This window comes from Dechloromonas agitata is5 (genome assembly GCF_000519045.1).
GTDB lineage: Bacteria > Pseudomonadota > Gammaproteobacteria > Burkholderiales > Rhodocyclaceae > Azonexus > Azonexus agitatus.
Genome location: NZ_KI912532.1, coordinates 577,136 through 600,705 on the forward strand (window position 1 = coordinate 577,136; position 23,570 = coordinate 600,705).

Genomic DNA, 23,570 nt, shown 5'->3' on the forward strand with positions numbered 1-23,570 from the left:
CATTGCGAAAGGATCACGACGGAATCACGCTGCCAGCCTCCGTCCTGTCTATTTTTCCGCGCTGTCGTCGTATTGCCGGCGCAGGCGATTGAGGCCTTGCTGGAAGGCCTCGGCATCGCCGTAGTCGAAAAATTTCGGATAGTGGTCGTGTGCCGCCTTGACGCGCCGGGCGTGCTTGATCGGGCACCAGTACTGCTCGGTCCGCGCCGCCACCTCGCGGAAATAGGCCGCCACCCCGTTGCCGTAGGAGCAATAGAAGCAGTTGAATTTCTCGATCGCGTTCAGGTAGGGCAAATCGGCGCGATCGAAAACCAGATAGTCACGCCGCCGCACCTTGGGAATTCGGTAGATCGGGAAGCAGATGGCCTGGTACACCGTGACGAACAGATCGAGGAGCAGGAAGGGAATCCAGCCGGCGTAGATGACCGGGGCACTAAGGATGACCAGCAAACGGCTGCGCAGCAGGAAACGGAACAGCCCCGTCTTGTAGCGCCGCTGCTGGCGCAGGAACTCGTCAGCCAGCTCCTGCTTCTTCTGTTCCCAGTCTTCCCGCGCCTGGCGGTATTCCTCCTCCAGTTCATTTTGCAGAGCCTCGATACGGGCGAGCAGTTCGTCGATGTGCTGCTTCATGCACGGTGTCTCCGGAGGCCGATGGGTATCGGCAAAGGGCGGATGATGCCCGATGCCGGGAGCGGCGTCACGCCGCCGGTGAATCAGCCGAGGGCGCCACTCGCCTCCAGACGGGCGATTTCCGCGGCATCGTAGCCGGCCGCCGCGAGGATGGCCGCGTTATGCTCGCCGACCCGTGGCGCCGGCTGTCGGACGGTAAAGTCGAAGCCGGAGAGCTTGAGCGGCGGGGCGAACTGGGTCAGGCCCGCCCCTTCGATGATCATGCCGCGCGCCTGCAATTGCTCGTTGCGTAGCGCCTCCTCCGGGCTGAGGATGGGCGTCACGCAGCAATCGGTCGGCAGGAAGCGCTCGGCCCAGTCATCGCGCGGCCGGGTGGCGAACAGCGCCGCCATCTCGCTGCGCAGGCCGGCATCCCACTGACGGGCCACCCAGTCGGGGCGCTCCAGCGTGGTGCAGCAAATCTTCCAGAACTTCCCTTCCAGTGCCCCGACCGCCATGTACTTGCCGTCGGCACAGCGGTAGGTGGCGTAGCAAGGCAGGCCGCCGGACAACAGGTCGCTGCCGCGCGGCACGGAATGGCCGGCGTCGTTCAGGCGCAGCATGGCGAAATAGGTATGGGCCAGCACACTGTCGGTCATCGACACGTCGACGTAGCGCCCCTGGCCAGTGCGCTGCGCCTCGACGACGGCCGCCAGGATGCCCATGACACCGGTCAGCGCACCGCCCAGCAGGTCGGCGATCTGGAAATTGGGAACGGCCGGCTGGCTGCCTTCGATACCGATTTGCTCCAGCACGCCGGCGTAGCCGAGGTAGTTGATGTCGTGGCCGGCCAGATTCTTGTACGGCCCGTCCTGGCCGTAGCCGCTGATCGCGCAGTAGGCAATCTTCGGATTGATCGCCCTGACCGTTTCGTAACCGATACCCAGCTTGTCCACCACGCCGGGGCGAAAGCTTTCGACGATGACATCCGCCGTTGCCGCCAGACGCAGGAAGACCTCGACGCCTTCCGGCTTCTTCAGGTCGAGCACCATGCCCTGCTTGTTGCGGTTGATCATGCGGAAGTAGGCACTGTCCTCACCCGTGCCGGTGCCCAGCGTACGGGCGTAATCGCCGATCTGCGGGTCTTCGATCTTGATCACCTCGGCCCCCAGATCGGCCAGGTGCAGGGTGGCGACCGGCCCGGGGAGCAGGCGGGTGAGGTCAAGCACCTTGATGCCGGCGAGCGGTGCCGGGCGGCTCATGACTTGCACAGGCCGAGCAAGTCGGCTTCCAGTTCGATTTCCATATCCTTCTTCAGCTTGCGGTCGATGAACATGCCGCGGTAGAGCCGGCCGGCATTCTCGGCCTTCCTGGCGTGCGGCGTTTCCCAGTCGGTGACGCGCAGACGGACGATGCCGATCTGCTCATCACGCGCCACCCCCTTCGGCCCGACGCAGGGATGGGCCAGCACGTGGCGGTTGAATTCGTCGCGGCTGTACTGGTTCAGTGGCTTTCCCGGCATCGGCGGGCACTTGCCGACCTGCCGGGTACGCACCTCGGCGGCCAACACCTCGCCCTTCAGGAAATAGACCGGCTCGGTCATGACCCAGCCGGCACCACCCTCCTCATAGCGCACGCACTGCCCGGTGCGCAGCATCTCGGGCTGCTTGAACAGCAGGTGGGCCGATGGGCGCAGGGGGGCTTCGTCGGCCTGGACAGCACAGGCCAGGCCGGCCAGTAATACAGCGAGAAAACGCATGGAAAATACCCGGATCAGTAAATCCGGATATCTTCGATGACCTTACCGTCGTTGGGCAAGCCCCCGGGAGCGGTGAAGGCCACTTCGCCGCGCAGCTTGGTGATGTCGCGCAGGCTGGCGACCAGCGCCTTGTCGAGTGCCTCGCTGCCGGCCTCGATCTCGCAATGCAGCACCATACGGTCCTGGCCACCGGGGTTGTCGACCACCAGGCGCATGCGCTGGATTTCCGGGTGGCGCACGGCGATCTCGGCGACCTGCTCGGGGTGGACGAACATGCCCTTGATCTTGGTCGTCTGATCGGCCCGCCCCATCCAGCCCTTCAGGCGGACATTGCTCCGGCCACAGGACGAACGCCCAGGCAGCATGGCCGACAGGTCGCCTGTGGCAAAACGAATCAGGGGATAGTCCGGGTTGAAGGTCGTCACCACCACCTCGCCGACCTCGCCCGGCGCGACCGGGTCACCGGTGCCGGGGCGGACGATTTCGACGAGCAGTTCCTCCTCGACGACCAGGCCTTCCTCGGCCTCGGTTTCGTAGCCGATAACGCCGATATCAGCCGTCGCATAGCACTGGCGCACCGTGATGCCACGTTCGCCCAGCCAGTGGCGGGTGACGCCGGGCAGTGCCTCGCCGGAGACCAGCGCTTTCTTCAGCGAAGAAATATCCGCCCCCATTTCCTCGGCTTTCTCGACGATGATCCTGAGGAAGGAAGGGGTGCCGACATAACCGTCCGGCCGCAGGTCGACCATCGCCTGCACCTGTTGCTCGGTTTGCCCGACACCGCCCGGGAAGACCGCACAACCGAGCTTGCGGGCCCCGCCCTCCATCATGAAGGCACCGGGTGTGAAATGGTAGGAATAGCAGTTATGGATCACGTCGCCGTACCGGAAACCGGCGGCGTACAGGGCCCGAGCCACGCGCCAGTGATCCATCTCCATACCCTGCAACTCGTAGATCGGCCCGGGCGATGCGAAAACCCGCTTGGCCTTGCCGGATGCCAGGGCGTTGAGGCCACCGAACGGCGGGTTTTTCTTCTGCAATTCGATCAGGTCGCGCTTGCGGGTCAGCGGCAGCTTGGCCAGTGCCTCGCGCGACGTGCAATCGCCGGGATTCACCCCGGCCAGAACCTGGGAATAGTAAGGCGTCGTCTCCCGGGCGTGCGCCACCTGACGGGCCAGCTTGTCCATCAAGTCCGCCTCGCGCTCTTCCGGATCGCGGGTTTCGAGCGGATCGTAATAGCTCATTTCAATGTTCTCCGTTTGTTCCGGTTGGCCGTGGCGGCCCTTCCTGCCGCTCCCTGGAACGGCAAAGTAGCCACGTCGGGCACGGCGGAGGCGGGCGCCGTTGACTCCTGCCAACAAGCCCGCCGACAACGCCGCCATGCGCGGCGCACTGCCGTTACGACAGCCAGCGCTTGCGGCGGCGGTAGTGTTTGACGTCCTTGAAGGACTTGCGCCCGGCCGAAGACAGCCCGAGATAAAACTCCTTCACGTCCTCATTGGTCCGCAGCCCCTCTGCATCGCCTTCCATCACCACCCGGCCGTTTTCCAGGATGTAGCCGAAATCGGCGTACTTCAGGGCGACCATGGTGTTCTGCTCGGCGAGCAGGAAGCTGATGTTCTCGCGGCTGTTCAAGTCTTTCACGATCTCGAACACCTCTTCGACGATCTGCGGCGCCAGACCCATCGAGGGTTCGTCGAGCAGCACCATCTCGGGGTTGGCCATCAGCGCCCGGCCGATAGCACACATCTGCTGCTCGCCGCCGGAGGTATAGCCGGCCTGCGAGGTGCGCCGCGTCTTGAGGCGCGGGAAGTAGTGATAGACCTTCTCGAGGTTTTCCTTCAGCTGGCTGCGCGAGATGCTGCGCGTGTAGGCACCGGTCAGCAGGTTCTCCTCGATGGTCAGGTGGCCGAAGCAGTGGCGTCCCTCCATGACCTGGATGACGCCGCGCTTGACCAGTTCGTTCGGGGTCAGCTGGTCGACGCGCTGGCCCTTGTACTCGACCGAGCCCTTGGTCACGTCGCCGCGTTCGGCGTGCAGCAGGTTGGAAATCGCCTTCAGCGTCGTCGATTTGCCGGCGCCGTTGGCACCGAGCAAGGCGACGATCTTGCCCTTCGGCACGTTCAGCGACACACCCTTGAGCACCAGAATCACGTGGTCGTAGATGACCTCGATGTTGTTGATGCTCAGGTAGTTGTCGGGCACGGCAGCGGCAGTTTGTGTATTCATCATCGTTTCCGATTCATGGGACGGAGAGAAAGAGCGAGGGCTCACGCCCCCACTCCTTCCTCCTGGCGTCTCATTTTTCCTTGGAGCAATCGCGCGGCGTAATGCCCTTTTCCTTGGCGTACTGCTTGGCAGAAGCCTGGAACAGCGGGTGGATCAGCGCCTTGTTGCCTTCGATCCAGTCGGACACCGGCACCCACTTGGCACCGTCCCACTGCTGGATCTTCACCTTGCCGGAACCTTCGTGGTTGTCGCAGGAGGTCTTGATCTGCGGCAGCAGGTTGGTGGCGCCGATCGCCTTCAGGCGAGCATCGGTGATATCCAGGTTTTCCAGCGCCCAGCGGGTTTGTTCGCCATTCAGCGCCTTACCCTTGCCGTACTTCTCCTGGCCCTTGCGGATCGCCTCGACCGACAGCACGGCAGCGGAAACGCCGCGGTTATAGAGGATGGTGCCGATCTTGGACTTGTCCTGCAGGTTGCCCTTGCCGGCGCCGTACACCACCTTCTCGATATCGGCGATCACCGGCACATCCTTGCCGGCGACGTTCCAGGTGGCGGCCATGTAGCCCTTGGCGGCATCGCCAGCCGGCACGACATCCTCTTCCGAACCGGTCCACCACGAACCGATCATCTTGTCACGCGGATAGCCGACCTTCTGGGCGGCCTTCAGGGCGGTCTGGTTCATCACGCCCCAACCCCAGAAAACGACGAAATCCGGCTTTTCCTGGCGAATCTTCAGCCACTGGGCGCCCTGCTCGTTGCCCGGGTGAGCGACCGGAATCTGCACCAGCTGGAACTTGTTCAGCGAAGCCTCGGCTTCCATCGCGATGATGGCTTCCTTGCCATAGGCGGAATCGTGATAGAGATACACGATCTTCTTGCCGGCCAGGTTGCCGCCATTCTTTTCCTTGATGAACTTGACGATGGCGGAGGCCTGCATCTGGTAGGTGGTGACCAGCGGGAAGGCATACGGGAAGACCGAGCCATCGACTGCGTCGGTCCGGCCGTAGCCCATCATGGCCAGCGGCAGCTTGTCCTGGGCCGACTTGTCGATCAAGGCGTAGGAAATGCCGGTGGACATCGTGTGGATCGGGCCGGCCGACTTGGCCGCCTTGCTCTTCAGGCGCTCGTAGCACTCGACGCCCTTGGCGTTGTTGTACTCGGTTTCGCACTCTTCGTGAGTCAGGGTGACGCCGTTGACGCCCTTTTCCTTCAGGTTGACGTAGGTCAGGTAGTCGATGAAACCGCCATAGAAGGACTGGCCGTTGGCGCCGTACGGACCGACGCGGTAGCCGGGAATCGGGAAGAACTGCTCTTCGGCAGCGACTGCGCCTTGAGACAGCATGGCGACGGACAGCGCGACGGCGGTCAGGGCGGGTTTGATGCTTTTAATCATGATTTTGTCTCCTTTAGTTATGAATGCGTGGTAGCCCGGTTTAATGCGGGAACGGCCACAGGCGCAGCTTCTCCTTGGCGATCTGCCACAAACGGGCCAACCCGTGCGGCTCGACGATCAGGAAGAACATGATCAGCGCACCGAACACCAGAATCTGGATGTGCGACACGGTGGCGCTGGAAAAAGGCAGGCCGAACAGCTCGGCGAAGAAAGGCAGCAGGATGTCGAGGAAGATCGGCAGCAGCAGGATGAAGGCCGCCCCCAGGAAGCTGCCCATGATCGACCCGACACCGCCGATGATGATCATGAACAGGATCTTGAACGACATTTCCAGCGAGAAGCCGTCCGGCTCGACCGAGCCGAGGTAGCAGAAGGCGTACAGCGCGCCAGCGACGCCGCAGTAGAAGGAGCTGATGGCAAAGGCGAGCAGCTTGGTCGGCATCAGCTTGATGCCGATAACCGAGGCGGCCACGTCCATGTCGCGTACCGCCATCCAGGCGCGGCCGGTGGAGGAGCGCACCAGATTCTTGGCCGCCAGCGCCAGCACCACGACGATGCTCAGCACCAGCAGGTACTTCTCGACCGGCGTATTGAATTCGTGGCCGAAAATGATCAGCTGTTGCGTCGAAATCACGCCCGACGAGGAATTGTTGGACAGCCAGGGGAACTTGGTCAGGCACCAGACGATGAAGAATTGCGCCGCCAGCGTTGCCACCGCCAGATAGAAGCCCTTGATGCGCAGGCTGGGCAGGCCGAACAACACACCGACACCGGCTGCCGTCAAACCGCCACAGATGAAGGAAACCAGGATCGGCATGCCTTCGATGCGCAACTGGAAGTTGTAGGCGGCGTAGGCCCCGACCGCCATGAAGGCCGCCGAACCGAGCGACAACTGGCCGGCGTAGCCGGTCAGGATGTTCAGTCCGAGCGCCGCCAGCGCAAAGATCAGGAAGGGAATCAGGATGGCCGAGAACCAGTACTCGCTGGCAAACAACGGCACGCCGAGGAAAGCCACAGCGAGCAGCACGAGGATGCCGATCCGGTCCTGACGGATCGGGAACAATTGCTGATCGGCGGCGTAGGTGGTCTTGAATTGACCGGCTTCACGGTAAAGCATGTTGTTCTATCCCCTCTTACACGCGGTCGATGTGTTTTTCGCCGAACAGGCCTTCCGGGCGAACCAGCAGGAAGAGCAGCGCCAGCACGTACGGGAACCAGCCTTCGATACCGCCGAAGTTGCCGCCGAACAGGTCCTGCATGACCGGCGGGATGTAAATTTCGGCCAGCTTTTCCGAGGCGCCGATGATCAGGCCGCCGACGATGGCGCCCGGCACCGAAGTGAAGCCACCGAGGATCAACACCGGCAGCGCCTTGAGTGCCGTGAAAGTGAGCGCAAACTGCACGCCATTACGGGCACCCCACATCATGCCGGCAACCAGGGCGACGAAACCGGCCACGCCCCAGACGATGGCCCAGATGTTCTGCAGCGGAATGCCGATCGACAGGGCGGCCTGATGATCGTCCGCCACCGCCCGCAGGGCGCGGCCGACCCGGGTGTATTGGAAGAACAGGGCCAGCGTGGCGACCAGCACGGAAGCGACCGCCGCGGCGACCAGATCGAACTTGGAGATCACCATGTTCCACTCATCGAGGAACCAGGCGATCGGCTCATCGACGATACCGATATCCAGCGCCCGCGGCTCGGAACCGAAGATCATCGGGGCCAGGCCTTCGATGAAGAACGCCAGGCCAATGGTCGCCATGAACAAGGCAATCGGTGGCTGGTTGACCAGCTTGCGCAGTACGAACTTTTCAGTGGCGATACCGAAAGCGGTCATGATGGCGAAGGCGAGGATGATGGCCAGCCAGAGCGGCGCCCCCTTCTCCATGCAGCCAACCACCGACAGCGCGGCCAGATAGACCATGGCGCCCTGGGCGAAGTTGAACACCCCGGAGGCCTTGTAGATCATCACGAAACCGAGGGCCACCAGGGCGTACATGACGCCGGACAGCAAGCCGCCGATCAGGACTTCGAAGAAGAAATTCATGCGACCTCCCGACGGTTGCGGCGTGCCGATTCGGCAACACGGCTATGAACCTTGGCCAGGCTGAGTGCCCGGCGCGGCACCAGGCCCCACATCAGGGCCGACATCAAAACTGCGGCAATAACGAATTCCATGCCATCGCTCCTCAGTGCCCTGCGCCGAGATAGGCGCGGATCACGTCTTCGTTGTTCTTCACTTCATCCGGCACGCCGTCGCCGATCTTCTTGCCGTAGTCGAGCACGACGACGCGGTCGGAGATATCCATCACGACGCCCATGTCGTGCTCGATCAGCACGATGGTGGTGCCGAACTGGTCATTCACGTCGAGGATGAAGCGGCACATGTCCTGCTTTTCCTCGACGTTCATGCCGGCCATCGGCTCGTCGAGCAGCAACATGGACGGCTCGGCGGCCAGGGCGCGGCCGAGCTCGACGCGCTTCTGCAGGCCGTAGGGCAGGCGGCCGACCGGCGTCTTGCGAATGTGCTGGATTTCCAGGAAGTCGATCACCTCCTCCACCTTCTGGCGGTGCTCCAGCTCTTCCTTCTTGGCCCGGCCGAACCACAGCGCATGCTCGATGAAGTTGGACTTCATCTTGGTGATGCGTCCGGTCATGATGTTGTCGAGCACGGACATGCCCTTGAACAGCGCGATGTTCTGGAAGGTACGGGCGATGTTCTGCTGGGCCGCCATGTGCGGCTCCATTTTCTTGCGCTCGTTGCCGTGCCAGAAGATCTTGCCTTCCTGCGGGTGATAGACCCCGTTGATGACGTTGAGCATCGAGCTCTTGCCAGCACCGTTCGGGCCGATGATGGCGCGGATTTCATGCTCCTTGACGTTGAAGGAGATGTCGGTCAGCGCCTTGACGCCGCCGAAGCGCAGGGAAATGTTCTGCAGGTCGAGAATGACGTCGCCTATTTTCTTGGACATGTTCAGGCAGCCTTTTTCACGATCGGGAAGGTCTTGGCATCGATGATCTTCAGGTCGGCGGCAACCTTGCCGCGCCGGCCATCCTCGAACTTGACCTCGGTTTCGATGTACTGGTTGGACTTGCCGGCATACAGCGCGTCAATCAGCACCTTGTATTTCTCGGCAACGAAGTTGCGGCGCACCTTGCGGGTACGGGTCAGTTCGTCGTCGTCCGGATCGAGTTCCTTGTGCAGGACGAGGAAGCGGTGGATCTGCGAATCGGCCACCATGCTGTCGTGCACCAGGTCGGCATTGACCTGCTCGACGCATTCGCGGATCAGTTCCAGCACTTCCGGCTTGCCGGCCAGGTCGGTGTAGCCGGCGTAGGCGATACCGCGCCGCTCGGCCCAGTTGCCGACCGCGCCCATGTCGATGTTCACGAAGGCGCAGACCATGTCGCGGTCGTGACCGAAGCAGACCACTTCCTTGATGTGCTGGAAGAACTTGAGCTTGTTCTCAATGTAGTTGGGGGCGAACATCGCGCCGTTCGACAGCTTGCCGACGTCCTTGGCGCGATCGATGATCTTCAGGTGGCCGTCTTCGTCGAGGAAGCCGGCGTCGCCGGTCATGAACCAGCCTTCGGCGTTGATCGTCTCGGCCGTGGCATCCGGGCGCTTGTAATACTCCTTGAGCAGCATCGGCCCCTTGACCAGCACCTCGCCGTTGTCGGCGATCTTGATCTCGACACCGGGGGCCGGCTGGCCGACCGAATCGAACTTGATCTGGCCATCCGGCTGCAGGCAGACGTAGGCACAGGTTTCGGTCTGGCCGTAGAACTGCTTGAGGTTGATGCCGATCGAGCGGTAGAACTTGAACAGGTCCGGGCCAATCGCTGCGCCGGCGGTATAGGCCACCTTGATGCGACTCATGCCCAGCACGTTGCGCAGCGGACCATAGACCAGCAGGTTGCCGAGCCAGTACTGCAGGCGGTCGCCGAAACCGACCGACTTGCCGTCCAGGATGTCGGCGCCGCAACGCTTCGCAACCCCCATGAAGTGATGGAACATCTTGTACTTCAGCTTGCCGGCGTCTTCCATGCGGATCATCACGGACGTCAGCAGGCTTTCGAAGACGCGCGGCGGGGCGAAATAGCACGTCGGGCCGATTTCGCGCAGGTCGGACATCACGGTGTCGCCGGATTCCGGGCAGTTGATGGTGAAACCGGCGACCAGCGCCTGGGCGTAGGAGAACAGGTGGTCGCCCACCCAGGCCATGGGCAGGTAGGACAGGATGTCGCCGTCGGCGCCGAGGTTGTCGACCTGCACCCCGCCCTGGGCAGCGGCAATGAAGGCGGTGTGCGTCTGACAGACGCCCTTCGGCTTGCCGGTGGTACCCGAGGTGTAGAGCATCACCGAGGTATCGTCGAAATGGCCTTGCTCAACTTCGGCATTCAGGAAATCCGGATGGTTCCGATCATGAATCCGACCCATTTCCATCAGCTCGTGGATATCGTGCAGGAAGGTCTGCGAATAGTGGCGCATGCCGCGCGGATCGTCGTAGATGACGTGTTCGAGCGTCGCTACCTGATCCTTCACTTCGAGCATCTTGTCGACCTGCTCCTGGTCCTCGACCACGACGAAGCGAACTCCGGCATCCTGCAGCACGAACAGCATTTCGTTGGCCACCGCATCCTGATAGAGCGGTACCGGCACGCCACCCAGGCACTGGGCGGCGGTCATCATCATGTACAGATGCGGCCGGTTGTCGCCGATGATCGCCAGGTTGTCGCCGCGCTTGAAACCGAGCGCCGCCAGGCCGCAGGCCAGGGCGCGCACGCGATCAGCAACGTCGGACCAGGTCCAGGTTTGCCAGATACCCAGGTATTTCTCGCGCATGGCGGGCGCATTCGGGCGCACCGTCGCGTGATGGAAAAGCAAGCGGGGAAAGGTGTGCAACCCATCCACCGCGGCGTATTTCGCCTGCGTGGCCATTTCTTTGTCTCCTCTGCCGCGACTCATTGTTCGCGATCTAAGCTTCGTACGAACGATTGTGGCGCCTGCCGGCTTACGCCAGCCTTGCAGCGGGCACCCAATCGCTCACCGTTGCAGGGCAGTGTAGGGAGTTGGCCGACGTATAATTGTCGTTCGGCAGACAATCCGGAAAATATTTTGAAAAACGCTGAGGAACTGCTGCGCTCGTCCAGCTGGGGCAAGGCCCTGACCGAGGAGGAATTGGCGAAGGCGCTCGCCGGCACGACCGAGCGCAGCTATGCGCCAGGCGCCTTCATCTGCATGAAGGGCGAGCCGGTTGAATTCTGGATGGGCATCATCGACGGCCTGGGCAAGATGGCCAGCCACTGGACAACCGGCAAGACCACCTCGCTGACCGGCATCAGCACCGGCGGCTGGTTTGGTGAAGGCTCGCTGCTCAAGCGGGAGCCGCGCCGCTACGACGTCATGGCCATCCGTGAAACGCGCGTCGCCTTCATGAACCGCAGCACTTTCCTGTGGCTGCTTGACCACAGCATTCCCTTCAACCGCTACATGATCGAGCAGTTGAACGAGCGCCTCGGCCAGTTCATCGGCATGATGGAAAACGAGCGCCTGCTCGACATCGATACCCGCATCGCGCGGGTGCTGGCCGCCCTGTTCAACCCGGTGCTCTACCCCGGCACGCAGCGTTTCCTGCACATCTCGCAGGAGGAACTGGGCTACCTGGCCGGCGTCTCCCGCCAGCGCGCCAACCAGGGCCTCAAGGTGCTGGAGGATGCCGGGCTGGTGAAAAGCGAGTATGGCGGCATCCACGTCCTCGACCTGGACGGACTGCGCACCTTCGGCGACTGAGCCCCCGCCCCGCCGCATGACAGCGGGGCCCGGCCTTCCTATTTGACGTAACCCCAGCCACGCAGGCGGCTGTAGGCATATTCCGCCGCCTGTCCCTTTTGCGTGCGCTTCAGGTAGGCGGCGTACTGGTTGGCGGCTTCCTGCCGGCGCCCCATGCCTTCCAGCGACACGCCCTTGAGGAAGGTGACGCCGGCATCGCCCGGCATCAGACGGTCATAGCGGTCAAGATGCTCATAGGCGGTTCCCGGATCCTTTTGCGCCAGGGCCAGCACGCCCACCAGCTTCTGGGCCTGGGCCTCCTGCGGATAGATGGTGGTCGCTGCCCGGGCGTACTCCAGCGCCTGCGCGTCCTTGTCCTGGGCCGACAGGCACTTGGCGAACAGCAGGTTGGCTGCGTAATCGCGCGGCGTCGCCTTGAGCGCCGTGCGAAAGCCCTCCTCGGCCTTGCCGTAATCCTTGCGCGACATGGCGACTTCACCTTTCTGACAAGCCTCGATGGTCGGCTTGATGCGGCGCAGCGAGGCGGTGTTGTCCATGAAGCGCTCGCGCCCCTTGTCGCGGCCGTTGCTCGCCGCGTACTTCGTCTCGGCCAGTTGCTTGGCGGTATCGCGCCGTTCGCGGCTCATCGGGTGGGTCGAGAACATGGTCTGCAACATGCCCGGCGATTCCTTTTCCTGATTGACCAGCAACTGCTGCAGGCCAACCATGCCGCTCGCCGGGTAGCCGGCGCGCACCATGTACTCCTGACCGAGGGCATCGGCCTCGCGCTCGTTGTCGCGCGAATAGCTGGAGAGCAGTGCGCTCGCCCCGAGTTGCGTGCCGATGTCGGTCAGCCCCCCGAAGCCGGCGGCCGAACCGATGATGTTGATGCCGGTCGCCGCCACCGAGGCGACCATCGCCTGTCCCTGGCGTTGCGCGGCATGACGGGCGTTGACGTGGCCCAGTTCGTGGCCGAGCAGGGCGGCCAGCTCCGCCTCGTCGTCCAGATCGACCAGGATGCCACGCGTCACGCCCATCGCCCCACCCGGGAAGGTGTAGGCATTGACGTAATTGGCATTGAGCACCCGGTAGGAATAGGGCATCTGCGGCCGGTGCGACTGGGCGTGCAGTCGCCGCCCCACGTCACCGAGATACTGGTTGAGCGGTGCATCCTGCACCGGGCCGAGATCCTGCGAGAACTGCTGCGGCGCCACCTTGCGGTCAACCGCCTTTTCCTCGTCCTCGCTCATGCCGACCAGGATGGAGCCGCTGCCGACCGGCGAGGTGGCGCAGCCGGAAGCGGCGGAAAGCGCGCTGGCACCGAGCAGCCAGAGCACCTGGCGGCGGGTGATGCGGTTGTGAAACAGATCGCTGGCGAAGGCTTGGTGATCCATGAAACGCCCCGGCATTCAAAATTGACGTAGGGCTTCATTCTGCGTCAAAGGTGGCGCAAACAAAAGAACCGGAGATCGCTGTCACGATGGTTCCCGTAACAGCTGACGATCGGTGTTTCGCCCCCCCGACAGCGGTAACGCCGCAAGAAAACAGGGGGCAACCCACTCGAACGTCGGGTACGCGATTGACGTGTCGCAACCTGCTCCAATGAAAACGGCGAGGTACTTGGCCTCGCCGTCGTTTTACTCCTCCGCCCTTTCGGGTCCGGGTTGCTGTTCTCCCGCTGAGGAATCCCTTACATCGAACGGCGGTACTGGCCGCCCACTTCGTACAACGCCGAGCTGATCTGACCGAGCGAGCAGACCTTGACGGCATCCATCAGCACGGCGAAGACGTTGCCGTTGTCGATGACGGTCTGCTTCAGTCTGGCCAGCATGGCCGGCGCCTGATCCGCGTTGCGGGTCTGGAAGTCGCGCAGGCGCTGGATCTGCGACTGCTTTTCGTCATCGGTCGAGCGCGCCAGTTCGATTTCCTGCTGCGCCATACCCTTCGGATTCAGGAAGGTATTGACGCCGATGATCGGGTACGAGCCGTCGTGCTTCTTGTGCTCGTAGTACATCGACTCTTCCTGGATCTTGCCGCGCTGGTAGCCGGTTTCCATGGCACCCAACACGCCGCCACGCGAGGCGATGGCTTCGAACTCCTTCAGCACGGCTTCCTCGACCAGGTCGGTCAGCTCATCGATGACGAAGGCGCCCTGGTTCGGGTTCTCGTTCTTCGAGACACCCCATTCGCGGTTGATGATCAGCTGGATGGCCATCGCACGACGCACGGATTCCTCGGTCGGCGTGGTGATCGCTTCGTCGTAGGCGTTGGTGTGCAGCGAGTTGCAGTTGTCGTAGATGGCGATCAGGGCCTGCAGCGTGGTGCGGATGTCGTTGAAGTCCATCTCCTGGGCGTGCAGCGAACGGCCGGAGGTCTGGATGTGGTACTTCAGCTTCTGGCTGCGCTCGTTGGCGCCGTACTTGTTCTTCATCGCCACGGCCCAGATGCGGCGGGCGACGCGGCCGATCACCGAGTATTCCGGGTCCATGCCGTTGGAGAAGAAGAAGGACAGGTTGGGCGCGAAGTCATCGATGTGCATGCCGCGCGCCAGGTAGGACTCGACGTAGGTGAAGCCGTTGGACAGCGTGAAGGCGAGCTGGCTGATCGGGTTGGCGCCGGCTTCGGCGATGTGATAGCCGGAGATCGACACCGAGTAGAAGTTCTGCACCTGGTTATGGACGAAGAATTCCTGGATGTCGCCCATCATCTTCAGCGCGAACTCAGTCGAGAAGATGCAGGTGTTCTGGCCCTGGTCTTCCTTCAGGATGTCGGCCTGCACCGTGCCGCGCACGGTCTTCAGTACCCACTCGCGGATCTTCTCGGCTTCGTCCTCGGTCGGCTGGCGGCCGTTTTCCTGCTCGAACTTGGCCAGTTGCTGGTCGATGGCGGTGTTGAAGAAGCAGGCCAGGATGATCGGCGCCGGGCCGTTGATCGTCATCGACACCGAGGTGGTCGGACAGACGAGGTCGAAGCCGTCGTAGAGCACCTTCATGTCGTCGAGCGTGGCGATCGAGACGCCGGAGTTACCGATCTTGCCGTAGATGTCGGGACGCTCGTCCGGGTCGCAGCCGTACAGGGTCACCGAGTCGAAGGCGGTCGACAGGCGGTGCGCCGGCATGCCTTCGGACACCTTTTTGAAGCGGCGATTGGTGCGGAAGGCATCGCCTTCGCCGGCAAACATGCGGGTCGGGTCTTCACCCTCGCGCTTGAAGGCGAACACGCCGGACGTGTAGGGGAAGGAACCCGGCACATTTTCCTTCATCAGGAAGCGCAGGATTTCGCCGTCGTCGGTGTACTTCGGCAGGATGACCTTGCGTATCTTGGTACCGGACAGCGATTCGGTGGTCAGCTTGGTGCGGATTTCCTTGTCGCGGATTTTCACGACATATTCATCGCCGGAATAGGCTTCCAGCGTCTGCGGCCACATGTCGAGCAGCTTCTTGGCCTTCGGGTCCTGCTGGCTGTCCTTGAAAGCCTGCAGCTCGTCGAAGTCGGCAACATTCTTGTCGCAGCCGGCGAAGACGTTCTTGGCGATACGCAGCGACTGGCGCTCGCGGGCGATCTTCACCTGCTCTTCGGTATGCGCATGGTAGCCGCGCACGGTGTCGGCAATCTCGGCCAGGTAACGGACGCGGGCGGTCGGCACGATGGCGCGGCTGGCCGACGACTGCTTGACAGTGACCAGCGGCAGCTTGCCCGACTTGAGCTTGAGGCCTTTTTCGGAGAGGGCGGGCACCAGCGCCTGGTACAGCGCGGTGACGCCGTCGTCGTTGAAGCGGGCGGCCATGGTGCCGAAGACCGGCATATCGTCGGTCGGCGTCGTGAACAGTTCGCGGTTGCGCTGGTACTGCTTGCGCACGTCGCGCAGCGCGTCTTCGGCGCCCTTGCGGTCGAACTTGTTGATCGCCACGAAGTCGGCGAAGTCGAGCATGTCGATCTTCTCCAGTTGCGAGGCGGCGCCGAACTCGGGGGTCATGACGTACATCGAGACATCGACGAAGGGCACGATGGCCGCGTCGCCCTGGCCGATGCCGGAGGTTTCGACGATGACCAGATCGAAGCCGGCCAGCTTGCAGGCGGCGATGACTTCCGGCAGCGCGGCGGAAATTTCCGAGCCGGTGTCGCGGGTGGCCAGCGAGCGCATGAAGATGTTCGGATGCTCGATGGCGTTCATGCGGATGCGGTCGCCGAGCAGCGCGCCGCCGGTCCGCTTGCGCGACGGATCGATCGAGATCAGGCCGATCTTGACGCTGTCTTCCTGGTCGAGGCGGAAGCGACGGACGATTTCGTCAGTCAGCGAGGACTTGCCGGCGCCACCGGTGCCGGTGATGCCGAGGACCGGGATGGCGGTCTGCGCGGCAGCCTTGAGCAGCGGCTCCTTGAGGGCCGGCGCGGCGCCGTTTTCGAGCAGCGTGATGACGCGCGACAGCAGGCGCTTGTCGCCCGCCTTCAGGCCGGCCAGCACCTGCTCGGCGCTCGGCACGCCCTCAGCCGCCAGGTCGTAGTCGGATTTCTGCACGACATCGTTGATCATGCCCTGCAGGCCCATGTGCACGCCGTCTTCCGGGGCATAGATGCGGGTCACGCCGTACTCGTGCAGTTCCTTGATCTCGGTCGGTACGATGACGCCGCCGCCACCGCCGAAGACCTTGATGTTCTCGCCGCCGTTCGCCTTGAGCAGGTCGATCATGTACTTGAAGAATTCGACGTGGCCACCCTGGTAGCTGGTGATGGCGATGCCCTGCACGTCCTCCTGCAGCGCGGCATTGACGATTTCCTGCACCGAGCGATTGTGGCCGAGGTGGATGACCTCGGCGCCGGTCGATTGCAGGATGCGCCGCATGATGTTGATCGACGCATCATGGCCGTCGAACAGCGATGCCGCGGTCACGAAGCGGACCTTGTTCTTCGGCTTGTACGGAGAGAGCTTCTTGGCAACGGACAGATCGGTCATGGCACCAGCCTCATCGAAATAGATGGAAAGGCGCCCATGGTAGGCCGCTTCAACCCTCGCGCCATTGTGGGCAATGACGATAATCGTGCAAATTCCGCCAAGGTGGTAGGCTATGGTCTGTAACCTGAGGAAAGACCGAAAAATGGTGCACCGCAAGATCGACAGTCCGCCCGCCCGCTCGCAAGCCACTGTCGCCATGGGATTTGTTACCGGGATGCTGGCCGGCATGACACGGCACGGACTCGACCCGGCCCCCCTCCTCAACACCCTGGACATTGATATTGCAGACACCGCCAGCCGGATTCCGCTCGAGCGCTACGCGGCACTCTACAACCGCCTGAATCGCCACCTGGACGATGAAGGTTTCGGGCTGTTCGCCCAGCCGATGCGCGTCGGCAGCTTCGAGTTCCTCTGCCGCGGCTGTCTCTCCGCCCCCAACCTGGCCGAAGCCCTGGCCCGGGCCAGCCGCTTCCTGCATATCGTGCTGCCCGATCTCGCCGTCAGTGTCCGGCGCACGCATGGCCACGCCGAACTGGTCATTGCCGAAACCTGCAAGCTCGCGGCCGATACGGACGACCCTGGGCGCGTCTTCGCCTTCGAATGGCTGCTCCGCCTGCTGCACGGCCTGGCCTGCTGGCTCGCCGGCCGCGGCATCGCACTCGACAGCGTGATCTTTCCCTACCGCAAGCCGCCCCACTTTGCCGACTACGCGCTGATCTTTACCGAGGACTCGCGCTTTGCACCGACCGTACCAGGCGGTACCGGCACGCTGGTCGCGTCGTTCAACGCCAACCTGCTCGACCTCCCCATCCGCCGTGACGAGGCGGCACTGACCAGCTTTCTCGACGGCGCCCCGGGCAAGATCACCCTGCTGTACCGGCGCGACCGCGAAATGGTCATCCGCGTCCGCGATCTGCTGCGCGCCGCCCTACCGGCAACGCTCAGCCTCGACGACGTGGCCGATCGCCTGCATCTGAGCCCGCGCACCGTGCATCGCCGTCTGGAGGATGAAGGATCCAGCTTCCGCGGCATCAAGGACGCCCTGCGCCGCGACATGGCGCTGGCCCGCCTGACCAAGACCAGGGATTCCATCGCCAAGGTCGCCGCCGACCTTGGCTACGCCGACACTTCGGCCTTCTACCGCGCCTTCGTCGAATGGACCGGCATGGCGCCGGCCCATTACCGGCGCCGGATGACGGCACCCAGCGGGTGCTGACCACCAGGCAGCACATGACCCCAAGCTTTATAGGGATATAATGGTGCCGAATACCATCTGCACCAAAAACACCCAAAAAAGCCACCCTGATGCCCCACCTTGCTTACCATTTCTTATTTCTGGTGTTTTTGGGGTTATTTGCCCTTCTATCCCCCCGCGCCAGCCAGGCCGACGAAACCGTCTATCGCTTCGGTGTCGTTCCACAGTTCGAACACCGCAAGCTATTCGCCATCTGGAAGCCGATCATCGACGAAATTTCCCGTCGTACAGGAATCCGCCTTGAGCTGGCTGCGACGCTGACGGTGCCGGAATTCGAACGGGCGTTGTCGGCTGGAAACTACGATTTCGTTTACGCCAACCCCTACCACATCCTGCGCGAATATACCCACCAGGGCTACCTGCCGCTGGTGCGGGACGACAACCCACTACGCGGCATTCTCGTCGTGCACCGCGACAACCCGGTTCGCTCGCCGGTCGAATTACGGGGGCAAAGGCTGGCCATCCCCTCCTTCAATGCCGTCGGCGCCAGCCTGCTGTTGCGGGCTGACCTCGAAGACCTGTTCAAGGTCGAGATGATTCCGGTTAACGTCAAGACGCACAGTTCGGCCTATTTGCAGGTTGCCAGCGGCCAGTTGCCGGCGGCAGGCGGCGTCGAAAAAACACTGCAGGAGCAGGACGTCCGGGTCCGCGACCTATTACGGGTCATCTACACCACCCGCGACATGCCTTCCCATCCGGTTGCCGCGCATCCCCGCGTGCCGCCCCGCCTTCGCCAAGCCGTCCAGCAAGCGATCCTCGATCTCAATGGAAGCAAGGCCGGTCATGAATTACTGGCTCATGTGCCGATTCAACGGGCCGTCGCCACCAGCATGCAAGATTACCTGCCGATGCGACAGTGGGGCCTCGACCGTTTCTGGGCCGACTGAGCCATGCCGCTCCGTCTAAAACTCATCCTGCCACTGGTCCTGATCACCGGCCTGATCGGCGCGATATTGCAATTTGTCTGGATTCCACACGCGATCGAGCACGCCGAAAAGGATCACCTGGCAGTCATCGGGCGCCACCTCGAAAGCGTTGCCGAAAGCCTGGTCACGCCGCTCCTGGCCGGTCAGCTGGCGGGGGCCCATGAAACCCTTGAGGCGCTGCAGGCAAAGAACCCGAATTGGCGCCAGGTACTGGTCACCGACCCGGAAGGCGAGCGTCTCTACCCGCTCCTGCCACCGGCTGAACGCCCCTCCCCCCCCAGCGTCCATCGCATGGCGCTGCCCATCCGCTACCACGACATCGAACTCGGCACACTGGCCGTGGCGATCGACCTGGATGACTTCATCACCAACAACCTGTCGCACCATCGCGCCCTGCTGGCAACCCTGATCGTCATCCTCGCCGTGCTGGCCGTCAGTGTCGCCCTGATCGTCGAACTCACCGTCATTCGCCCCCTGCGCCGACTCTCGACGGCCAGCGGAAAACTGGCCGAAGGCGATTTCACCGCTCCCCTGCCCACAGCTAGCCGCGATGCGGTCGGTGACCTCGTACGCAATTTCGCTGCCATGCGACAAAGCCTGCAACAGGCCAACCACGCGCTGCGTGCCGAGATTGAGGAACACCGGCAAACGGCGGCTGCGCTCGCCGAACACAAGGCCCACCTCGAAGACGAAGTGGCCGATCGGACCCGCGAACTGGCCCGCGCCCGCGACCAGGCCGAAATGGCCAATCGGGCCAAGAGCAGCTTCCTGGCGAACATGAGCCACGAAATCCGTACGCCGCTGAACGCCATCATCGGACTCAATCACCTGCTGCATCGTGACGCGACGCCGACCGCGAAGAAGCAACTCGACAAGGTGGCGCTAGCGGCCCGGCATCTGCTCGGCATCATCAACGACATTCTCGATTTTTCAAAAATCGAGGCTGACAAGCTGACCCTTGACCCGACCGATTTCGAACTCGACCAGATATTCCGCCAAATCAACGATTTGATTGGTTTGCAGGCTCAGAACAAAGGGCTCGAAGTCGTCGACCGGATCGATCCTGACATTCCGCCGATGCTCCATGGCGACAGCATGCGCCTGGCGCAATTGCTGACCAATTTCGCGACCAATGCCGTCAAGTTCACCGAGCACGGCAATATCGTCCTCAGCGCCCGCCTGTTGTCTGGGGGCATCGATACGCTGCGCATCCGCTTCGAAGTGGCCGATACCGGCATCGGTCTCTCCCCCGAGCAAAAAGCGCGAATTTTCCAGCCGTTCGAGCAGGCCGACGCGTCGACGACCCGGAAGTACGGCGGCACCGGACTCGGACTGGTCATCACCCGCCGCCTGGCGGAACTGATGGGTGGCCAGGTCGGTGTAGACAGCGAACCCGGCAAGGGCTGCACCTTCTGGGCCGAATTACCCTTCCGCCGCGCCAGCGACGGCAGTTTCCCTCGCCAGCGCCTGCCGTTGCCCGACAACTTGCGTGTCCTCATCATCGATGACGATGCCAACGCCCGCGAAGCATTCAGCCACATGTTGCACGACAGCGGCGCCGACATCACCGTTGCCGAATCCGGCGAGGCCGGCTTGCGCTACGTCGAGGCCGCCCATCGGGCTGGCCGCCCCTACGACATCGTCCTCACCGACTGGGCCATGCCGGGCATGGATGGCATCGAAACCAGCCGCCGCATCACGCTGCTTGCCGAACCACGGCCACGGATCATCCTGATCACCGCTTACGGTCGTGACTGGCCACTCGAACGCCTGCGCGAATCAGGCATCGTGCACCAGATCAACAAGCCGGTGACACCCAGCGACCTGCAGGAAGCCCTGCTCGACGCCCTGCTTGGGCAACACGATGCGGTTGGCAAACCGGCCGGGCAACCGCCTGCCTTCGATCCGTCCGCCTTGCGCGGCCACCGCGTGCTGCTCGCCGAAGACAACCCGGTCAATCAGGAAGTCGCCAGCGAACTGCTGCGTAGCGTCGGGCTGCGGGTCGATGTCGTCAGCGACGGCCGGCAAGCCGTCGACTATGCCGCGCAGGCCGACTACGACGCCATCCTGATGGATATCCAGATGCCGGTCATGGACGGCATCGAAGCAAGCCGCGCCATTCGCGCCCTTCCCGGGCGAACGGCCATACCGATCCTGGCCATGACGGCCAACGCCTTTGCTGAGGATCGCGACGTCTGCCTGGGTGCCGGCATGAATGACCACATCGCCAAACCGGTCGATCCGGATAGCCTTTACCAGGTTCTGCTGCATTGGATACGCCCGAACGGCGGGGGTAAGGCCGTTCCCCCGGCGGTAGCGGCCGATGACACGTTGACTGAACCTGGCCACAAGAACCTGAGCGGCATCGATGGGCTGGACACCGTTGCGGGCCTGCGCGTCGTTTCCGGCAAATGGCCGGCCTACCTGCGGGTCCTGCAACTCTTCGCCGTCACTCACCGCGACGATCATCGCCGGCTCAGCGAGGCGCTGGCCAGCGGACAGGCCAACGTGGCCCGCAATCTCGCCCATGCGCTCAAGGGCAGTGCCAGCAATATCGGCGCAACACGCCTGGCCAGCCTGGCGGCCGAGATCGAGTTGCCGATCAAGCAGCAAGGCACCGTGGCGACCGGACAGTTCGATATGCCGCTGCGCGCCCTCGGTGAGGAACTGGGGCATCTGGTCGATGCCCTGGAGGCCGCCCTGGCTCCCACCGACAGCACTGCTGCGCCCACCAAACCGGAAGACGTCGCAAGCCGCCTAGAGACCTTGCGCCAACTGGTCGCGGAAGATGACATCCGGGCCGAGCACTATTTTGACGAACACCGCGCGGCCCTGGAACAAGTGCTCGGGCGGGAGCAGACGATGCAGCTTGAACACTACCTGGCTGAATTCGATTTCGTTGCAGCACAGGCCTGCCTGGGCACCCCAACCGCCGTGGAGCCGTACGTCTGAACGACAGGGTGTGCGGCTTGGCGAGACCCTCGCTTTGCCAGAAAATGAAGGGCCCGGAATCCACGCCCTCCCCATGCCACTCCGCCACCTTGCCCACGCCCTGCTCGCCGTTTCCTTGATGCTGTTCGGACCTGCCACACCGGCGGCCGGTTTTCTCGAAAAGGAAATTCACTTTTCAGAAGCCGACGTGCAGGCCCAGATCGACCGTAACGGGTCGCTCAAGAAAAGCTACGGTAGCGGCACCATCGTCATCACCCTCGACGAATCGCCCAAAATTCGCCTGGGCGAACCCGCCGGGCAGACCACGGTCACGGCCCGCTTGCGTGTTTCCCTGCTCGGCCAACCGGCTGTACCGGTGGACATGCTCGGCACCTCCGGGCTGCGCTACGACGACGGCACCAAGGCCTTCTTCCTCGACCGCCCGGTCGTGCAGTCGATTCAGTCAGCCGCTTTGTCCCGGGACTACGAGCCAATCGCCCGCCAGGCGATCACCCAAATGATGGCTAGCTACTTCCGGAACCGGCCAGTGTACGTGTTACGCGAGGACGGCAGCCTGCAGGAGCAAGCTGCCCGCTGGCTGCTGCGCTCGATCCGTATCGAGCCAGGCCAGGTCATCGCCGTGCTGTCGCCGGTCTGACCCTCAGTCGGCGTTGAACTCCCGGGCGTAGGGCTCACGCAGGTCGACCGGCCTGGCCGCTTTCTTGCGCAGGCGGATGTTGAGCATCTCGACCGCCACCGAGAAGGCCATCGCGAAGTAGATGTAGCCCTTCGGCACGTGGTGGCCGAAACCGTCGGCGATCAGCACGACACCGACCACGACCAGGAAGGACAGGGCCAGCATCTTGATCGTCGGGTGATTCGAGACGAATTCGCCGATCGAACGGGCGAAGAGCATCATCAGGCCGACCGAGGCGATGACGGCAGCGATCATCACACCGACCTGGCTGACCATACCGACTGCGGTGATGATCGAATCGAGCGAGAAGACCAGGTCGATGACGATGATCTGGGCAATGACGCCCGCAAAGGAAGAAGCCACCTTGCGCGACTCGCTGCCCTCCTCGCCTTCCAGCAACTGGTGCACCTCGCCGGTGCTCTTCCAGATCAGGAACAGGCCGCCGGCAATCAGGATGATGTCGCGCCCGGAAATGCCGTAGCCGAACAGCGTCAGGACCGGCTCCGTCAGGCCGACGATCCACGACAGGACGAGGAGCAGGGCGATGCGCATGAACATCGCGAGGAAGAGGCCGATACGCCGCGCCACCTCCTGCTTTTCCTTGGGCAGCTTGTCGACCAGGATGCTGATGAAAATGATGTTGTCGATACCCAGCACCAGTTCCAGTGCAGTCAGCGTGAAAAAGGCGATCCAGATTTCGGGGGAGAGGAGGAATTCGAACATGAAAGCAAGTCGGCAAATGAACAATCGCGGCAGTATAGGGAGCGACCGGGCGAGGCACCAGCAGGCCCGGCTTAGCAACCCTACGAAGAAACCGAAACGTCGCGCCGAAACGGCACGGCGGCTCAATACGTCGGCATGACCGAGCCGAGCGCCGCGTTTTGCACCGGCTTGAACAGAAAATCGTTGAACCCGGCCAGGCGCAGGTGGGCCACCCGCTCCACCTGGTGCCCTGCAGTGAAGACCACGACGGAGAGATCAATCAATGCCAGGTCGTTGCGGATGATCTGGCACAAATCGATACCCGACATGCCCGTCTATAT

General features: G+C 62.9%; 20 protein-coding genes. 5 read left to right on the top strand and 15 right to left on the bottom strand.

The window, feature by feature from the left end:
- Positions 1-48 precede the first annotated feature (48 nt).
- From K420_RS0102900 to K420_RS0102950, 11 genes are all read right to left on the bottom strand, one after another.
- Positions 49-630: a hypothetical protein gene (locus tag K420_RS0102900; RefSeq protein ID WP_027456731.1), complete on the bottom strand. Its 582-nt coding sequence runs from the start codon at positions 628-630 to the stop codon at positions 49-51.
- A gap of 83 nt (positions 631-713) precedes the next feature.
- Positions 714-1,871 carry a CaiB/BaiF CoA transferase family protein gene (locus tag K420_RS0102905; protein ID WP_035854428.1) on the bottom strand — a complete coding sequence of 386 codons (1,158 nt, stop codon included), beginning with the start codon at positions 1,869-1,871 and terminating at the stop codon, positions 714-716.
- The gene (locus tag K420_RS0102910) at positions 1,868-2,368 is read right to left on the bottom strand and encodes a hypothetical protein (protein ID WP_027456733.1); all 501 of its coding nucleotides are present in this window, start codon (positions 2,366-2,368) and stop codon (positions 1,868-1,870) included. Before K420_RS0102910 ends, K420_RS0102905 begins: the two co-directional genes overlap by 4 nt.
- A gap of 14 nt (positions 2,369-2,382) precedes the next feature.
- The gene (locus K420_RS0102915) at positions 2,383-3,612 is read right to left on the bottom strand and encodes a phenylacetate--CoA ligase family protein (protein WP_027456734.1); all 1,230 of its coding nucleotides are present in this window, start codon (positions 3,610-3,612) and stop codon (positions 2,383-2,385) included.
- Between the two features lie 154 nt (positions 3,613-3,766).
- On the bottom strand, positions 3,767-4,597 hold the full coding sequence (locus K420_RS0102920) for an ABC transporter ATP-binding protein (protein ID WP_027456735.1): 831 nt from the start codon (positions 4,595-4,597) through the stop codon (positions 3,767-3,769).
- Between the two features lie 70 nt (positions 4,598-4,667).
- Complete coding sequence (locus tag K420_RS0102925) at positions 4,668-5,990, bottom strand: ABC transporter substrate-binding protein (protein ID WP_027456736.1); 1,323 nt, start codon at positions 5,988-5,990, stop codon at positions 4,668-4,670.
- A 40-nt stretch (positions 5,991-6,030) separates the two neighbouring features.
- Positions 6,031-7,107, bottom strand: a complete 1,077-nt coding sequence (locus K420_RS0102930) for a branched-chain amino acid ABC transporter permease (RefSeq protein ID WP_027456737.1) — start codon at positions 7,105-7,107, stop codon at positions 6,031-6,033.
- A gap of 16 nt (positions 7,108-7,123) precedes the next feature.
- Positions 7,124-8,038 carry a branched-chain amino acid ABC transporter permease gene (locus K420_RS0102935; RefSeq protein WP_027456738.1) on the bottom strand — a complete coding sequence of 305 codons (915 nt, stop codon included), beginning with the start codon at positions 8,036-8,038 and terminating at the stop codon, positions 7,124-7,126.
- Entirely contained in the window at positions 8,035-8,169 is a 135-nt protein-coding gene (locus tag K420_RS21025; protein ID WP_269746420.1) for a hypothetical protein, read from the bottom strand. The genes K420_RS0102935 and K420_RS21025 overlap by 4 nt, the downstream gene beginning before the upstream one ends.
- A gap of 11 nt (positions 8,170-8,180) precedes the next feature.
- On the bottom strand, positions 8,181-8,963 hold the full coding sequence (locus tag K420_RS0102945) for an ABC transporter ATP-binding protein (RefSeq protein ID WP_051452928.1): 783 nt from the start codon (positions 8,961-8,963) through the stop codon (positions 8,181-8,183).
- Positions 8,964-8,965: 2 nt separating this feature from the next.
- Entirely contained in the window at positions 8,966-10,933 is a 1,968-nt protein-coding gene (locus K420_RS0102950; protein WP_027456740.1) for an AMP-dependent synthetase/ligase, read from the bottom strand.
- 177 nt (positions 10,934-11,110) lie between these two features.
- On the opposite strand from K420_RS0102950, the gene K420_RS0102955 reads away from it, so the two are divergent.
- Positions 11,111-11,785 carry a Crp/Fnr family transcriptional regulator gene (locus K420_RS0102955; protein ID WP_027456741.1) on the top strand — a complete coding sequence of 225 codons (675 nt, stop codon included), beginning with the start codon at positions 11,111-11,113 and terminating at the stop codon, positions 11,783-11,785.
- A 38-nt stretch (positions 11,786-11,823) separates the two neighbouring features.
- Here the strand turns inward: K420_RS0102955 and K420_RS0102960 are convergent, their stop codons facing one another.
- Entirely contained in the window at positions 11,824-13,158 is a 1,335-nt protein-coding gene (locus tag K420_RS0102960) for a M48 family metalloprotease (protein ID WP_027456742.1), read from the bottom strand.
- A gap of 296 nt (positions 13,159-13,454) precedes the next feature.
- Positions 13,455-16,718 (bottom strand): fused isobutyryl-CoA mutase/GTPase IcmF, encoded by a 3,264-nt coding sequence (gene icmF / locus K420_RS0102965; RefSeq protein ID WP_027456743.1) that lies wholly within the window; start codon positions 16,716-16,718, stop codon positions 13,455-13,457.
- A 142-nt stretch (positions 16,719-16,860) separates the two neighbouring features.
- On the opposite strand from icmF, the gene K420_RS0102970 reads away from it, so the two are divergent.
- From K420_RS0102970 to K420_RS0102985, 4 genes are all read left to right on the top strand, one after another.
- Positions 16,861-17,934 carry an AraC family transcriptional regulator gene (locus tag K420_RS0102970; protein ID WP_027456744.1) on the top strand — a complete coding sequence of 358 codons (1,074 nt, stop codon included), beginning with the start codon at positions 16,861-16,863 and terminating at the stop codon, positions 17,932-17,934.
- 89 nt (positions 17,935-18,023) lie between these two features.
- Positions 18,024-18,860, top strand: a complete 837-nt coding sequence (locus tag K420_RS0102975; protein WP_035854433.1) for a phosphate/phosphite/phosphonate ABC transporter substrate-binding protein — start codon at positions 18,024-18,026, stop codon at positions 18,858-18,860.
- A gap of 3 nt (positions 18,861-18,863) precedes the next feature.
- Positions 18,864-21,851 carry a hybrid sensor histidine kinase/response regulator gene (locus K420_RS17930; protein WP_051452929.1) on the top strand — a complete coding sequence of 996 codons (2,988 nt, stop codon included), beginning with the start codon at positions 18,864-18,866 and terminating at the stop codon, positions 21,849-21,851.
- 73 nt (positions 21,852-21,924) lie between these two features.
- The gene (locus K420_RS0102985; RefSeq protein WP_027456746.1) at positions 21,925-22,488 is read left to right on the top strand and encodes a DUF1439 domain-containing protein; all 564 of its coding nucleotides are present in this window, start codon (positions 21,925-21,927) and stop codon (positions 22,486-22,488) included.
- Positions 22,489-22,491: 3 nt separating this feature from the next.
- Here the strand turns inward: K420_RS0102985 and K420_RS0102990 are convergent, their stop codons facing one another.
- A complete protein-coding gene (locus K420_RS0102990; protein WP_027456747.1) occupies positions 22,492-23,250 on the bottom strand; it encodes a TerC family protein in 759 nt (252 codons plus the stop codon).
- 122 nt (positions 23,251-23,372) lie between these two features.
- Positions 23,373-23,558: a response regulator gene (locus K420_RS0102995; protein WP_027456748.1), complete on the bottom strand. Its 186-nt coding sequence runs from the start codon at positions 23,556-23,558 to the stop codon at positions 23,373-23,375.
- Between the last annotated feature and the right edge of the window lie 12 nt (positions 23,559-23,570).